Origin of the sequence: Galactobacter sp. (assembly GCF_022712295.1) — a bacterium.
Taxonomy (GTDB): Bacteria; Actinomycetota; Actinomycetes; order Actinomycetales; family Micrococcaceae; genus Galactobacter.
This window is the reverse complement of the sequence record NZ_JALAGT010000194.1, coordinates 1-15,065: the sequence shown is the minus strand read 5'-3', so window position 1 is coordinate 15,065 and position 15,065 is coordinate 1. Positions and strand designations below refer to the sequence as shown.

Sequence of the window (15,065 nt, the reverse complement as noted above, 5' to 3'; positions counted from 1 at the left end):
TGGTGTTGTCGGTGCAGCCGACCAGCAGCGTGGCGGCCAGGGCAACAATGCCCACTGGCGCAAGCAGGGTTTTCTTCACTTCTTCTGTCCTTCTTCGGTGCGCGACGGCGTGGCCGTCTTGGGGGTGATGTCCGACGCCGCGGGTGCGGGTTCGGGCGAAACGGGGGCGGGAGCGGCGGCCGCGGCAGCTGCGCCGTCGGGCATTGCCGCCTTGACTGCGGCAGTCGCCTTGCGGCGTTCGGCGCGAGCGCCGCTCAGTTGGCCATGGCGGTAGGTGCAGATGGGCAGCATGACCATGATGTAGATCAACCAGCCGCCGAAGGCGAGCCAGGACATGGCCGGGGAGAGCTGGAGCAGGGCCTTGACGACCGCGATCCAGATGCCCGTCGGGTCCGCCTGGTTGGCCCAGACGGAGAAGTCGAAGGCGAGGTTGCCCCAACCGGGGATCACGCCGGCCTCCTGCAGGTCGGAGAGACCGTAGGAGAAGATGCCTGCCGCGACGAACACCAGGAAATAGGTGGTCCAGGTGAAGAACGCACCGATGTTCAGGTGCAGGGCACCGCGGTTGAGGATGATGCCGATGGCCACGGCGGTGAGGATGCCGAGCACCGCGCCGATGGTGGGGGTGAGCGTCTGGTCCGCATGGGCGCCGTAGGCGTTGGCCCAGACGAACAGGGCAGTCTCCAGCCCTTCGCGCCCCACCGAGAGCGCTGCAAGGACCACGAGCCCCCAGCCCTTGCCATGGGGGGCCGAGGTGGCGGCATCAACCTTGCTCGTCAGCTCACGGGAGACGTTGTGGGAGGCCTTGCCCATCCAGAAGATCATCCAGGTCACGAAGCAGACCGCCACGAGGGACAGGCCTCCGCCGATGATCTCTTGCGCCTGGAAGGTGAGGCCGCGCGGACCGAAGGTCAGCAGCGCACCGAATCCCACCGACACCAGGATGGCAACGGCGATACCCATCCAGACCTTGGCCTTGAGGCGACTGCGGCCCGTCTTGGTCAGGTACGCAAGTAGGACCACCACCACCAAGGCGGCTTCCAGGCCCTCGCGCAGACCGATGATGTAGTTCCCGAACACGGATTCCTCTGCCTCACGGCGACCGTTGAAGGTTCGCCTTTGTATTTAGCGCAACTCAATGTTGCGCTTTCAGAGGTTACACCCACTCAGCCGCCAGGCATACTTTGATGCCTGGCACGACGACGACACGTACTCATCGGACGAAGATGCTGCGTCTCAGCTCAGTTCCACGGAACCCGCATCTGCTCGGCCTGCCCGCGCAGACGCTCGATGCGTTGTTGCGTTGGTGGGTGGGTGCTGAAGAGCTTGCCGATCTTGCGGAAGGGGTTCTGAATCATCATGTGCGCGGTGTTCTCCAGCCTGGTGTCGTGCGGCAGCGGGGCCTGGGAGACGCCGTTCTCGATCTTGTACAGGGCAGAAGCGAGTGCGGCAGGATCGCCGGTGAGCGCGGCACCGTCCTGGTCCGCGTCGTACTCGCGTGTACGGGACACCGCCATCTGGATCATGGAGGCGGCCAGAGGAGCCAACAGCGCCACCGCGATGGTAGCCAACGGATTGCCTGCCGGCCGGCCGTTCTCGTCGCGCCCTCCACCGAAGAACATGAGGAACTGCGCCACGGAGGTGATGACACCGGCCACCGCCGCTGCGACGGAGGAGGTGAGGATGTCCCGGTTGTACACGTGCATCAGTTCGTGGCCCAACACGCCCTTCAACTCACGCTCGTTCAGCAGCACCAGGATGCCTTCGGTGCAGCAGACCGCCGCATTCTGTGGATTCCTGCCGGTGGCGAACGCGTTGGGGCTCATGGTCGGGGACACATAGAGCCGCGGCATGGGTTGGCCCGCTCGTTGCGAGAGTTCGCGGACGATCCGATACATGGCCGGCTGTTCCGCCTCCGTGACCGGGCGGGCCTGCATGGAGCGAATCGCGATCTTGTCCGAGTTCCAGTACCCGTAAGCGGTGGAAGCCACACCGATCAGTGCGAAGATCCAGATCCACGTGGCGCTGCGGGTGCCTGCGGAGATCAGGCCGCCGATGGCCAGCAGCACGGCGAACATTCCACCCAGCAGCAAGGTGGTCTTCAATCCATTGAAGTGTTTGTGCACGTGCGGGTCCGTACCTTCCTCAGAACCTGATGGACAGCGAGCGCGTGGTGGGCTCTACTCAAGACAACGATGCCGCACATCTCTGTGTTCCCGCTGTTCACCCTCGGCACGGCGGCGTTCGGCCACCCACATGCGGTCAAGATCACCACGCCGTGGGAAGTGAACCCGAGGACTCGAGGTCAGGGGGTGGGATTCTGCGCGTCGTAGCGTAGGAACCCCGGCGTCATCCGCATCAACAGGGCGGCCCCCACAACGCACAGGGCCCCACCGACCACCAATGTCATCGCCTCGCCCGGCGTTCCATGGGTCACAGAGGACGCCCCGAGGAGGACGGCCCAGCCCACAGCCATGGCGCCTGACGCCGCCTCACCCAGACGCGGGCCGCCGGCCACCACCACCGTGAAGACACCCTGCAACCGGCCACGCAGGTGGTCCGGGGTCGCGGCCTGCAGGATGGTGGAGCGGAAGACCGCAGAGATGGTGTCGAGAACGCCGGCCGCGGTGAGCGCCACGACTGCGAGGACGATCCCGATGGTGTCGGGTTCTCCGGCCTCCGGCGAGCCGACGGCGAAGACCACCGCGCCGGTGGCGGCGATGCACAACCCCCATCCGGTGACGCTCAGGTACACGGCCAGGCCCTGTCGTCGGACACCACCCAACGGTCCGGAGAACAGACCGCCCAGGAAGGAACCGATGGCCCACCCGGCCAGGAGTATGCCCACCGTGGTGGACTTACCGCCAAGGGCGAAGGCCGCCACGGCAGGCAGCAGCGCTCGCGGGGCCGCGAGCACCATGGCGCACAGGTCGATGAGGAATGTCATCCGGACGTTGGGGCGGGTGCCCTGGAAGCGGAATCCGTCCCACACGGACTTCAACCCCGGGATCCGGCGGGCCCCGGCGGACTCGTCGCGTTCGGGTTTCATGGGCGGCAGCATCCACACCGACCAGAGGGAGGCCAGGAACGTGACGACATCGATGGAGTAGGTGACGGGGTACCCCACCGTGGCCACGAGTACGCCACCAAGCACCGGTGCGATCATCATGGCCATGGACCCCAGGGTCATGTTCAGGGCATTGGCGGCCGGCAGCAGATCCTTGCCGACCAGGGCCGGGATGATGGCTCCACGCGTGGGCTGATTGATGCCGCTTGCGCCGGAATGGATGCCCATCAGCAGATAGATCAACCACAGTTGGTGCACGTCGAGCCAGGCGTGAAGGCAGATGCCCAGGCTGGTCACCCAGAGCACCAGGGAGGAGATCAATGCGACCTTGCGGCGGTCGAAGGCATCGGCGACGGCCCCACCATAGAGCCCCGTGACGATCAGCGGAATCAACGCCACGATGCCGATGGCACCCACAGCGGCCGACGACTTCGTCAGGTCGAAGACCTCAAGGCTCACCGCCATGACGGTGATCTGAGTGCCGAACAGCGACAGGCAGTTGCCGAGGAAGAGCCGCCGATACGGCGGCGAAACCTTCAGCGGTGTGAGGTCAGCAAGCAGGCGAGGCACCGATCGAGCTTACCCGACGGGTGCCTCGCGCCGACGTGCTGAGCACGCGGCAATCAGTCGGCGTTGCGGGCGATCTGCACCATCTCGTCGCGGGGAACCACCTTCACACGCTCTCGCTGCACCGGACCGGATTCCGAGGCCTGCCGCCCGAGTTCGTGCTCGTGAGCGTCCAACGCCACCCAGCCCTCCCAGGTGGTGTGGTGAATACCGCGCTCGTCCAGGACCTTGAGAACTGCGTCCTCGCTCGGGTGCACCGCCTTCGGCAGGGCTTCCACGTCCTCCAACAGATGGGTGATGGTCTCCAGGGCGTCACCCTTGGTGTGGCCGATCAGCCCGACCGGGCCGCGCTTGATCCACCCCGTGGTGTAGATCCCGGGGACCACGCTGCCGTCAGCGTCCAGGACGCGGCCCTGGGCGTTGGGGATCACGCCGCGGTCCTGGTCGAAGCCGACCTCGGGGATCTCGGTCCCGAAGTAGCCGATGGCACGGTAGACCGCCTGCACCGGGTAATCGATGGTCTCCCCCGTGCCGTGCACGTTGCCCGTCCCGTCCAGCTCCTGGCGCTCCATGCGCAGGCCCACCACGTGGCCGTCCTCCCCGAGGATCTCCACCGGGGCCTGCAGGAAGTGCAGGTGGAGGCGGCGGGAGGCGGTCTGTTCCTTGTCCTCCTGCTCCACGAGCCAGTTGGTCAGCGTGTTGACCATGGTCTTGACCTGGTTGTTGGACTGGATGGCTTCGTCAGAGGCCTCGTCGAATTCGAAGTCCTCCGGGTAGAGCACGATGTCCACGTCTCGGGAGTGGGAGAGCTCGCGCAGTTCCAGCGGGGTGAACTTGATCTGCGCGGGCCCGCGACGACCGAAGATGTGGACGTCGGTGACCGGGGAGGCCAGTAGCCCCTGATGGACGTTGTCGGGGATCTCGGTGACCAGCAGGTCCTCGCGCTGCTTCGAGAGCACGCGCGCCACGTCCAGGGCGACGTTGCCGTTGCCGATCACGGCGATCTCACGGGCATTCAGCGGCCAGTCCCGCGAGACGTCGGGGTGACCGTCGTACCAGGAGACCACCCGTGAGGCGCCGAAGGAGCCCTCGAGATCCTCGCCGGCAATTTTCAAGGCGGCATCGTCGTTGGCCCCGGTCGCGAAGATCACCGCGTCGTAGAGGTCGCGGATGTCGGAGAGGGTGAGGTCCCGCCCGTACGTAACGTCGCCGATGAAGCGGATGTCGCCACGATCCAGCACCTTGTGCAGTGCCTTCACGATGCCCTTGATCCGCGGATGATCCGGCGCCACGCCATAACGGATGAGCCCGTACGGGGCGGGGTGCTGATCAAAGAGGTCGATGCTGACCTGGACGTCGGTGTCCGCCTTGGTCAGGATGTCGGCTGCATACACACCGGCGGGGCCTGCGCCGATGATCGCTACGCGTAGGGGACGGTCCAAGGGGGTCGACACGGGTCAGAGCACCTTTCCGATCAGGAACACACGGCAGGAATTTGCGCACGCTTTTGTGACCCAGTCTAGTGTTCCTGTTCAGTGGGCGCCCTTGCCCAACGGGTGAGTCCCGCCTCACGCCATTTGCTTCCCGAGCCGCGAGTGACGGTATCCGTAGCCGAAGTAGATGATGAATCCGATCGCCAACCAGATCAGGAAACGCAGCCACGTCTCGACGGTCAGGTTGGACATGAGCCACAAACAGACCACACCGGAGACGATCGGCAGCACCGGGGACCAAGGGACCCGGAAGCCACGTTTCAGGTCAGGTCGGCTCCTACGCAGGATTGGGACCCCGAAGCTCACCAGCACGAAGGCCGAGAGCGTACCGATGTTGATCATCTCCTCCAGCGTGCCGACCGGGACCACACCGGCCAGGATCGCGATCACGATGGAGATACCGATCTGTAGGCCGACCGGGGTGCTTGAACGCTTGTTGGTCCTCGAGAGTGCACGCGGAAGCAGCCCATCGCGGGAGAGGGAGAAGACGATGCGGGTGGTACCAAGCAGCAGGACGGACACCACGGTGGTGAGACCTATCAGTGTGCCGAGCGAGATGGTCCCGGCCGCCCAATCCGCACCGACGAGTTGGAATGCCGTGGCGAGTGAGGGCGATTCCACGGCAGCGAGGTCCTTGTAGGAGACCATGCCGGTGACCACCAGCGTGGTCAGGATGTAGAGAACAGAGACGATGATGAGCCCGCCCAGGATGCCCTTGGGGAGAGTCTTCTGCGGATTCTTGGTCTCCTCCGCTGTGGTCGCGACGACGTCGAAACCGATGAATGCGAAGAACACCAGCGCGGCTCCTCCGAACACACCGAAGATCCCGTACATGCTCGGTTCCTGCCCCGACAGGAACGCGAAGAGCGTCTGGTGGAGGGCACTACCCTCGTCGCCGGTGGACTCGGCCGGTGGGACGAACGGCTTGTAGTTGTCCGCCTTGATGAAGAACGCACCGACCACGATCACGAAGAGGACAATGGCGACCTTGATGAGGGTGAAGACGTTGGTGACGCGGACCGAGATCTTGGTTCCCACGATCAACAATGTGGTCAGGATCGCGACGATGAGGATGGGAGCCCAGTCCAGGTGGAGGCCGGAGGGCGAGCCGAGCACCACCGTGGAGACATCCGCGTTGAAGGTCTTCAGCACCTCGGAGAGGTAGACGCCCCAATAACTGGCCACGACCGAGGCAGCCAGCATCATCTCGAGGATGAGATCCCAGCCGATGATCCACGCAATGAGCTCCCCCATGGAGGCGTAGCTGAAGGTGTAGGCGGACCCCGCCACCGGGATGGCCGAGGCGAATTCGGCGTAACACATGATGGCCAGGCCACAGACCACGGCAGCGATCACGAAGGACACGGTGACCGCCGGTCCTGCCTTGGTGGCCGCCGCGCTGGCACCCACGGAGAAGATTCCCGCGCCGATCGCGACCGAGACGCCCATCAGCGCCAGATCCCATGCTGAGAGGGATCGTTTCAGTTGTCGTCCGGTTTCCTCCGTGGAGGCCAGTGCCGCCTCCACGCTCTTCCTGCGCATGACACCCATGGTGAGCTCCTCGCTGGGCTGTGCCGGGTTGGGACCTGACTGCGTCCGGTTGTATCCACGTTGAGTTATGACTGCCGCCACATTAGTGTGCCGGAGGCTCAAGGTCACGGGTTTCCACCTGCACGGCGGGTGTTTCGCGACGCCACGCACGCCTACGATGGAGTCATGGCCCAGCCGTTCTCACAGCTCTTCCGCAATCTCGTCCCCACCTGGTTCGATGAACCCTGGAAACCGGAGGACGGACTCTCCACCACCGAGCTCTCCGCAGCCCTCGTGGACTCCGGGGTCGGCGATCTTCCCGAGTCCCTCCGCGAGTTCTACCTGGCCGTCGGCGCCGTGGAGGATCTCATGGAGGCCTGGTACTACATCTGGGACCCGGACGAACTCGAGATCGAGGACGGGCACCTGCTGTTCATGGAGGACGAGGACGAGGCATACACCTGGGGCCTGAGGGTGGACAGTCTGGACGTCGCGGATCCGCTGGTTCAGCGTCGTTCCAACGCTCGTGGTAATTGGATGGACACCGAAGCCACGTTCTCGGAGTACCTGCTGGACTACTTCGAGTGGGTTTTTGCGGAGGTCGCCCCCGAATTGGACGGCCAGGATTCCTGACCTTGGATGCCCATTCTTCGTCTGCTGACCTTGCCGCTCTGGGCGGATACCACCAGCCGGAGGGCTACGACTGCCCCTTCTGCGAGTTCGTGAACGGCACCACCCCGTTCTCCCCCACGAATCTCTGCGCGCCCACCGACCTGGTCTACCAGGATTCGGTGCTGACGGTCCTGATCGCCTGCGACGGCTTCGGGGAGTACGAGGGGCACGCGATGATCGTGCCGAATCGGCACTTCGAGAACATCTACGACATGCCCGACGACGTGTTGACCGCCATCTCGCTCATGTCACGTCGCGTTGCGCTCGCCTCGCGCCAGGCCTGGGGGCCAGGCGGCACGAGCCTTCGACAGCACAACGAACCGGCAGGGAACCAGCACGTGTGGCATTACCACCTGCACGTGTTCCCCCGATTCGACGGGGACCGCTTGTATCAGCAACTGCGCCACCGGGTGGACGTGGACGTCCGGGAGCGCAAGGCCCAGGAGCTGAGCGCCGCGTTGTTGGAGATCCTGACGCTGGAGGGCCAGGTCTGACGCTGGAGGGCCAGGTCTGACGCTGGAGGGGTAGGCCTGGCGCTGGAGGGTTGGACGCGGAGGGTCAGCCCTCGCGCGTCACCACGGCGTCGGCAAAGGCCTCCAGGGCCTCCTTGACGGTGCCCTCCTGCAACGGGGCCAACGCCTCGATGGCCTGACGAGACCAGTCCTTGGCCACATCCCAGGCACGCTGGGTGGCGGGGTTCCCGGCCAAGGCGTCGACCGCGGTGGCGAGCGCCTCGTCGCTGGTGAGGTCCGCGTCCACCAGGGAGAGGACACGCTGGGCCTCGGCGTCGCCCGCTGCGGCGTCCTGACGAAGCAGCAACACGGGAAGCGTGGGAACGCCCTCGCGCAGATCGGTACCCGTCACCTTGCCTGCCTTCTTGGAGCCGCCGGTGACATCGATGACGTCGTCCGCGAGCTGGAAGGCGATGCCGACCTTCTCACCGTAGTCGGCAAGAATCTCGGTGGTCTCAGGGGCGGCATGGCCGTAATACGTGCCGAACTCGCCTGCCGCCGCGATCAGGGAGGCGGTCTTGTCACTCATCACGTCGATGTAGTGAGCCACCGGGTCGTCCTGCTCGCTCGGTCCCACGAATTCATGCAGCTGGCCCAGGCAAAGACGCTCGAAGGTCTTGGCCTGCAGTGCAACGGCATGCGTGCCCAGCTGCGCGCCGAGCACGGAAGCGCGGGCAAGGATGAGGTCGCCGGTGAGGATGGCCACGGAGTTGCCCCACACCTGCTGAGCGGTGGGGGTCCCGCGGCGAAGCGGCGCGTCGTCCATGACGTCGTCGTGGTACAACGTCGCAAGGTGAGTCATCTCCACCACGGTGGCGGCCTGGAGCACATTGTCGTTGATGCCCTCACCCAGCATGGCCGAGATCAGCACCAGCAGCGGACGCACGCGTTTCCCGCCGGCCTCGGCGAGGTGCTTGGATGCACGGTCGATCACGGGGTCGGAACTGGCCACCGCGTCCAGCAGCCGCTTCTCCACCTTGGCCATGCCCGTGAAGATATCGGACCCGAACTCGGGGTCCTCGGCGATCGAACGGAATCCGGCCGGCAGTTTGATGGACGCTGCGAGCGCCTCGGTCTGCGGGTCGAGGTCGAAACCGGCGGGCGCAGGATGCCCGGCGGACGTCCAGGACGTATCACTCACTTGGGTTCTTCCGCCTACTTCGTGTTGATCGAGGGATCGGTGGGCTGGCTGCCCCTCCGGCAGGAACCGGATGGGCGGCCACCACAGTCTAACGAACTCGGGTGGGGGCTCGTGGTGTGTATGTGTGCGAGGACTCACCTCGCTCAGGTCCCCTACGGCTGGGCCAGATAGACTTACCCGGCCATGACCAGCCTGCCTGCACTACGACCTCCGGAGGGCCTTCCCGACCCGGACGCCCTCCACGTTTCCACTTTTCCCCTTGACCTGGGTGCCGCCCATCGCCTTCGTGATCGCTTCCGACGCATGGATGCACACGTGTGGACACGCCGAGGCGTGGGGCTCTCCGGACTCGGCGTGGCAGCGCGCGCAACCGCAGCCGGCCAAGACCGTTTCGTCCTGTTACAGGAATGGTTTGCGCGGCTGGCCCGAGTCTCCGAGGTCACCGACCCGCTCCTGCGCCCCGGCACCGGGTTGATGGCCTTCGGGTCCTTCGCGTTCTCCAAGACCTCCTCCGTGCCCTCACGACTGGTGGTTCCGCGCGTGATGTTGGGGCTGACGGAGGACTCGGCCTGGCTGACCGTTGCCAGTTCCACACCCATCGGTTCGCCGGCCGCTGCCTTGGATCTGTTGGACGTGATCTCCACCGTCCCGGCGGGTGTTCAGGCCGAACCACGACTCTCCGCCGTCCAGGACGTGGTTCCCGGCCATGTGGGTCCGGACGACTTCTTGGATGCCGTAGCGGGCGGGGTGGATCATATCCGGGCCGGTTCGGTGGAGAAGTTGGTGCTCGGCAGGGACGTCCTGGTTCGCTTCGCCGGCCCGGCGCCCGTCGCTCAAGCAGTGGACACACTGTCCTCCCACTACTCCGATTGCTGGACCTACAGCCTCGAGGGACTCTTCGGTGCCACGCCTGAGATGTTGATTCAAGTGCTCGACGGCACGGCGCGGGCCCGCGTCCTCGCCGGCACCTTGGACCGCGAGGAGGGCCGCTTGCGCGGCGACGCCCTCGCCAAGGCGGAGTTCCTGGCCGACCCCAAGCAGCGTCACGAACACGACCTGGCCATCCGCTCGCTCACCGAGACCCTTGGCCCTTTGGTCTCCGGGCTCAATGCCCCACCGGAGCCGTTCGTACTCGAGTTGCCCAACGTCTGGCATCTGGCCTCTGACGTGCATGCAGGGATCGCCCCACGGGTGGACGGTTCCCGGCCCGGAGCCCTGGACCTGGTGGACGTGGTGCACCCCACCGCTGCGGTCTGCGGCACCCCACGGGAGCGAGCAGGCGAATTGATCCGCGACCTGGAGGACACAGATCGAGGGCGCTTCGCCGGCCCGGTGGGTTGGGTGGATGCCCACGGCAACGGCGAATTCGGTATCGCCCTGCGCGGCGGGGTCGTGGAGCCTGGGCTCGGTACAGCTCCGGATCAGGACGCAGTTCGGGTCTGGGCCGGCTGCGGCATCGTGGATGCGTCTGAACCCGAATCCGAGCTCAAGGAGACCGACGCCAAGATGCGCCCCATGCTCGGCGCGCTGGGTGCTCTGCCCGCGACGCAATGACCGAGTCTCGGTGACCGAACCGAAACACTGGGCCGGATACACTTGCTCGCATCATCACAACTGATCGAGAGGTGCATCACTGATGCGTTCGACTCACAGGCGCCCGGTCGCCGCCACCGCTCTTGCCGCCGTCGCGGCATTGACCCTTGCCGCGTGCGGCTCCGGCTCCGATGACGCCGGCTCTGACGGCGACGGCGGAATCAGCCTGAAGACGTCCGGCAAGCTCACCGTCTGCTCCGACATCCCTTACGAGCCCTTCGAGTTCGTCAAGGACGGCAAGAACGTGGGCTTCGACCTGGACATCGCGGACAAGATCGCTGAGAAGCTGGATGCCAAGACGAACGTCATCGACGCGTCGTTCGACTCCATCGAGTCCGGCCTGTTCAAGACCCAGTGCGACATCGCGATCTCCGGCATCTCCATCACGGACGCACGCAAGGCCAACATGGATTTCTCCTCTCCCTACCTGGATGACGATCTGGTGCTGGTGGCCAAGGAGGGATCCGGCATCGATTCCGTGAAGTCTGCCAAGGGCAAGAAGGTTGCCGTGCAGCAGTCCACCACAGGTGAGGAGTACGCCAAGGACAACGGCCTGACCCCCACCGGCTACGAGGACTCCGGTCTGCAGGTCCAGTCCATGAAGTCCGGCCAGACCCAGGCAGCGCTCGGCAATCAGTCCATCCTGCGCTACGCCATCAAGGACGATTCCTCCCTGCAGGTCGTCGAAGAAATCAAGTCCGGCGAGCAGCTGGGTATCGCGGTCCCCAAGGGCCAGGACGAGCTGCTGGACACCGTCAACGAGACCCTGAAGGATCTCGAATCCGACGGCGGCATGGACGAACTGAAGAAGAAGTGGTTCGGCGACGACGCCGCCTGATCCAAGTCGGCAGCTGAGATTCTTCTCCAGCACGTGAGGCGACGGGGCTGGGCCGCCGGCCGAACCCCGTCGCCCACCTCACGCCTCACTCAAGCCTTCGAAAGGGGCTGAAACCCTCATGGCCATGACCACCCGGCAACGTGCCCGGATGAGCAAGGGCATTCAGATCGGGATCTTCGTGGTCGCGATCGTCGCCGTGATCCTCCTGGTCAACTGGCAGCTGATCGCGGAGTCGTTCTTCCGCTTCGACAAGATCGGACCGCTCTTCCCCGACATCATCGCAGTGGGGCTGGTCAACACCCTCCTCTACACGGTGACCGCCTTCGCGTTCGGTCTGGTGCTCGGGCTGATCCTGGCACTGATGAAGATGGCCAGTTTCGCCCCATACCGATGGTTGGCCACGGGATACATCGAGTTCTTCCGCGGTATCCCTGCCCTTCTGGTTCTGATCACCTTCGGCTTCGGGTTCCCGTTGGCATTCAACACCCAATTGCCACAGTGGCTCACGGTCATGTTGGGCCTGGGTCTTTCCTCCGCCGCCTACATCGCGGAGACGCTGCGCGCCGGCCTGCAGGCCGTCCCCAAGGGCCAGACCGAGGCCGCCCGATCGCTAGGCATGCCGGCCTGGCGGGCCATGGTCACCATTGTCATCCCCCAGGCCATCCGTGTGGTGCTGCCTCCGTTGGTCAATGAGTTCATCATGCTGACCAAGGACTCCTCGCTCGTTTTCATCCTGGGTGCCACGGCCGCCCAGGTGGAGCTGACGAAGTTCGGTCGCGACGGCATCACCTCCCTGGGTGCCGGGATCACACCGATGCTCGTGGCGGGCATCCTCTACCTCGTCATCACCGTTCCACTCAGCCTGTTGGCCCGCTGGTTCGAGAAGCGCAGCGCCAGCGTCTCGCGGCCGCGTAAGCCCAAGAAGGCCGCGCTTGCCACTGCCAAACCGTCCACGCCGTCCACCACCAAGGAGGCCTGAGCATGTCTGACACCGCTACCGCCGAGAAAGCCGGCGTCGAGATCACAGGACTGCGCAAGTCCTACGGGGACAACGAGGTGCTCAAGGGAATCGACCTCAAGGTGGAACCTGGAGATGTCGTCTGCTTGATCGGCCCGTCCGGCTCCGGTAAGTCCACACTGCTGCGCTGCATCAACCTGCTGGAACGGCCCAACGGAGGCACCGTTCACGTGGGCGGCTTCGAGGCCACCGACCCCGAGGTGGACGTGGACCGCATGCGCCGCCACGTGGGGATGGTGTTCCAGCAGTTCAACCTCTTCCCGCACCTGACCGTGTTGGCCAACTGCGCCATCCCGCAGCGCAAGGTCCTCAAGCGCTCCAAGTCCGAGGCAGAGGCTACGGCCCGCAGGCAGCTGGAGGCTGTGGGCCTCGGAGAGTTTGCAGATCGTTATCCGGCCGAGCTCTCCGGCGGGCAGCAGCAACGGGTGGCGATCGCCCGTTCGCTGTCCATGGACCCCACGCTGATGCGCTTCGACGAGCCGACGTCGGCGCTGGATCCTGAGACCGTGGGCGATGTCCTCGGCATCATGCGTGACCTCGCTGCCGGGGGTATGACGATGGTCGTGGTCACCCACGAGATGGGCTTCGCGAAGGACGTTGCGGACCGTGTGGTGTTCATGGACGGGGGCGTCGTGGTGGAGGAAGGACCGGCCGAACAGGTCATCGGCAATCCCCAGGCCGATCGCACCAAGGACTTCCTGCGCCGGGTCCTTGACCCCACCCACGTACACGTCGAGGAGAATTGAGTCAATGCGCTGAGGTCTGCATCGTGACCTCAGCGTGAGGCTGCATCAAGTCTCCGCAACGACCGCGTGCTCCCGGTTGAGGATGCTTTCCGAGGAATGATTACGTTGTTAGTGCATATTCCGAAGGACAACGAACGGAGCACGACATGCGTAACTCGACCCGCCGCACCACCGCAGCTTCCGCGCTGTTGGCCGCAGCTGCCTTGGCAGCCACAGCCTTCACCCCCGCATCCGCGGCCACGTCTTCCTCCACGGACAACAACCCGTACGATCTGGTGAATCCGAAGCATCTCACCGTGTGCGATGCCAGTTCCAAGGGAAAGAACGACATCAATCCTGAGGCCCGGATCTTCACGTACCTCAGCACCAAGCTCGTCCCTGGCCACGGGGACGACCGTTTCGAAGCCCCGGTCAAGACCGTGAAGGTCTCCAAGAAGAGCCTGCTCTCCGGTGATGCCATGGACAAATGCGACATCGGTGCGGGCGTTCCCAACGCCAACGAACCCGCGAATCCGAAGCTCACTCGCTCCGCTCCCTACGTCGGCAACGATCTGGTGCTGATGACCAACGCTGGTTCCGGGGTCTCTTCGCTGAAGAAGGCAGCCAAGGGCAAGACGGTCGCCGTCCAGAAGGGTACTCTCGGCGCCAAGTACGCCCAGGAACGGGGACTCGTGACGATCGAATACAACAGCCCCGCACGTGTGCTGGACTCAGTGCACAAGGGGAAGACCGACGCAGCACTCGGTGACTACAACGTCATGGGCCCAACGGTCGTGGAGCGCTACCTCGACTCGGCGACGACGCCCACGCTGAAGACGGTGCAGAAGATCGATACCGGCCGCGACAGCAACCTGATGATCCGCACCGACAGCGAAGGCCTGATCGACCGTGTCAACGAGGCGCTGACCTCCGGGCAGCTCCAGTCCAAGGGAGCCTACGGTTGGCACCTGCTTGAGCTGAACTACGCCGATGTTGGCAAGGGGCCCACGTCCGCCGCCGTGAAGCAGTGATCCGTTGACCACGTCGCCGAGCTACCTCTCTCCCAGCACAGCCTGGCTCTTGGCCAGCACACCCTAGCTTTTCCCAAGCACACCCTGGGCGGCTGCCGCCAGGGCGGCGTGCAGCCCGCGCGGGTCGTCGGCCTCAACGGCAACTTCCAACAGGCGCCTGCCCTGGGTGCCACGTCCGGCCTCGATCCACTCGGCGACGTCCGAGCGCGTCGAGGCCGTCGACGTCTCCCACCCGTAGGCCGCAGCGATCGGGGCTGCGCTGAGTCCGTGCGGGGTGCGGAAGAAGCGGTCCACCGCCCGTTCGTACTGGGGGTAGGTCCCCACGCTCCCGTGTTCCAACGTGGAGAAGATGGAGCCACCGTCGTCCTGAGCCACGATCACGTCCAGGTCAGGAACCTGTTCGTCGGAGGGCGTGAGCAGGCCGCCGACGTCGTGCAGGAAGGTCACGTCCCCCATCAAGGCGAGGGTCCGTTCCCCGGCCGTTGTCCCGGAACCGAGCGCCACACCGGATGCGGTCGCGATGGTTCCGTCGATCCCGGCCAAACCACGGTTGGCGAAGACACGCCTGCCATCGGCCGCCGGAGGATCGGCCATCAGGTCCATGTCACGAATGGGCCGGGAGGAGCCCAGCACCAGCGGGCCGGTCGCCGAGTCCCAGACGGTGGCCGCAAGGGTGGAGCCGGTGAGCCTCCCGGTACTGGCCTCGTGGGTGGTCAGTACGGCCTCGAGCGCCTCACGGACTGCGGCGTCCGCCCGTAGCCAACGAGCGCTCCACCCAGTCGGCGCGGACCCCACCGCGGCCGCCAACTCGGCGAGATCGGCGTAAGCCGTCTCCCGCCGTCGGCCCTCTTCGAACCACGCGACCGGGGTGGGCCGGT

Annotated in this window: 14 protein-coding genes; 7 read left to right on the top strand and 7 right to left on the bottom strand. The window is 65.2% G+C overall.

Going from position 1 to position 15,065, the window contains the following annotated elements; all coding sequences use genetic code 11:
• Positions 1 to 75 precede the first annotated feature (75 nt).
• The 5 genes from efeU to Q0A15_RS14010 form a co-directional block, all read right to left on the bottom strand.
• A complete protein-coding gene (efeU, locus tag Q0A15_RS14030; RefSeq protein ID WP_291280145.1) occupies positions 76 to 1,080 on the bottom strand; it encodes an iron uptake transporter permease EfeU in 1,005 nt (334 codons plus the stop codon).
• Positions 1,081 to 1,241: 161 nt separating this feature from the next.
• Positions 1,242 to 2,126 carry a zinc metalloprotease HtpX gene (htpX, locus tag Q0A15_RS14025; protein WP_291280144.1) on the bottom strand — a complete coding sequence of 295 codons (885 nt, stop codon included), beginning with the start codon at positions 2,124 to 2,126 and terminating at the stop codon, positions 1,242 to 1,244.
• A gap of 179 nt (positions 2,127 to 2,305) precedes the next feature.
• Complete coding sequence (locus Q0A15_RS14020) at positions 2,306 to 3,637, bottom strand: MFS transporter (RefSeq protein WP_291280143.1); 1,332 nt, start codon at positions 3,635 to 3,637, stop codon at positions 2,306 to 2,308.
• A 53-nt stretch (positions 3,638 to 3,690) separates the two neighbouring features.
• Positions 3,691 to 5,088, bottom strand: coding sequence for an FAD-dependent oxidoreductase (locus Q0A15_RS14015; protein WP_291280142.1), 1,398 nt, complete (start codon positions 5,086 to 5,088; stop codon positions 3,691 to 3,693).
• Positions 5,089 to 5,202: 114 nt separating this feature from the next.
• Entirely contained in the window at positions 5,203 to 6,678 is a 1,476-nt protein-coding gene (locus Q0A15_RS14010; protein WP_291280141.1) for an APC family permease, read from the bottom strand.
• Positions 6,679 to 6,843: 165 nt separating this feature from the next.
• Between Q0A15_RS14010 and Q0A15_RS14005 the strand changes: the two genes are divergently transcribed.
• The gene (locus Q0A15_RS14005) at positions 6,844 to 7,290 is read left to right on the top strand and encodes a hypothetical protein (RefSeq protein ID WP_291280140.1); all 447 of its coding nucleotides are present in this window, start codon (positions 6,844 to 6,846) and stop codon (positions 7,288 to 7,290) included.
• 2 nt (positions 7,291 to 7,292) lie between these two features.
• Complete coding sequence (locus Q0A15_RS14000) at positions 7,293 to 7,823, top strand: HIT family protein (RefSeq protein WP_367273403.1); 531 nt, start codon at positions 7,293 to 7,295, stop codon at positions 7,821 to 7,823.
• 64 nt (positions 7,824 to 7,887) lie between these two features.
• On the opposite strand, the gene Q0A15_RS13995 is transcribed toward Q0A15_RS14000, so the two are convergent.
• Entirely contained in the window at positions 7,888 to 8,982 is a 1,095-nt protein-coding gene (locus tag Q0A15_RS13995; RefSeq protein ID WP_291280139.1) for a polyprenyl synthetase family protein, read from the bottom strand.
• Positions 8,983 to 9,297: 315 nt separating this feature from the next.
• Here Q0A15_RS13995 and Q0A15_RS13990 point away from each other — a divergent pair, with 315 nt between their 5' ends.
• The 5 genes from Q0A15_RS13990 to Q0A15_RS13970 all read left to right on the top strand — a co-directional run bounded on the left by Q0A15_RS13990 (position 9,298) and on the right by Q0A15_RS13970 (position 14,187).
• Complete coding sequence (locus Q0A15_RS13990; RefSeq protein WP_291280138.1) at positions 9,298 to 10,536, top strand: isochorismate synthase MenF; 1,239 nt, start codon at positions 9,298 to 9,300, stop codon at positions 10,534 to 10,536.
• Positions 10,537 to 10,618: 82 nt separating this feature from the next.
• A complete protein-coding gene (locus tag Q0A15_RS13985; RefSeq protein WP_291280137.1) occupies positions 10,619 to 11,413 on the top strand; it encodes an ABC transporter substrate-binding protein in 795 nt (264 codons plus the stop codon).
• A gap of 118 nt (positions 11,414 to 11,531) precedes the next feature.
• Entirely contained in the window at positions 11,532 to 12,392 is an 861-nt protein-coding gene (locus Q0A15_RS13980; RefSeq protein ID WP_291280136.1) for an amino acid ABC transporter permease, read from the top strand.
• Positions 12,393 to 12,394: 2 nt separating this feature from the next.
• A complete protein-coding gene (locus Q0A15_RS13975; RefSeq protein WP_291280135.1) occupies positions 12,395 to 13,177 on the top strand; it encodes an amino acid ABC transporter ATP-binding protein in 783 nt (260 codons plus the stop codon).
• A gap of 146 nt (positions 13,178 to 13,323) precedes the next feature.
• Positions 13,324 to 14,187, top strand: coding sequence for an ABC transporter substrate-binding protein (locus Q0A15_RS13970; protein WP_291280134.1), 864 nt, complete (start codon positions 13,324 to 13,326; stop codon positions 14,185 to 14,187).
• Between the two features lie 63 nt (positions 14,188 to 14,250).
• Here Q0A15_RS13970 and Q0A15_RS13965 read toward each other — a convergent pair.
• On the bottom strand, positions 14,251 to 15,065 hold an 815-nt coding region (locus Q0A15_RS13965; protein WP_291280133.1), incomplete at its 5' end, for a thiamine pyrophosphate-binding protein.

What these genes read in the sequence shown, in the direction of transcription:
- Q0A15_RS13975 (WP_291280135.1), top strand. Translation starts at nt 12,395, where the DNA reads ATGTCTGACACCGCTACCGCCGAGAAAGCCGGCGTCGAGATCACAGGA.
- Q0A15_RS13970 (WP_291280134.1), top strand. Translation starts at nt 13,324, where the DNA reads ATGCGTAACTCGACCCGCCGCACCACCGCAGCTTCCGCGCTGTTGGCC.
- Q0A15_RS14005 (WP_291280140.1), top strand. Translation starts at nt 6,844, where the DNA reads ATGGCCCAGCCGTTCTCACAGCTCTTCCGCAATCTCGTCCCCACCTGG.
- Q0A15_RS14010 (WP_291280141.1), bottom strand. Translation starts at nt 6,678, where the DNA reads ATGGGTGTCATGCGCAGGAAGAGCGTGGAGGCGGCACTGGCCTCCACG.
- Q0A15_RS13985 (WP_291280137.1), top strand. Translation starts at nt 10,619, where the DNA reads ATGCGTTCGACTCACAGGCGCCCGGTCGCCGCCACCGCTCTTGCCGCC.
- Q0A15_RS13980 (WP_291280136.1), top strand. Translation starts at nt 11,532, where the DNA reads ATGGCCATGACCACCCGGCAACGTGCCCGGATGAGCAAGGGCATTCAG.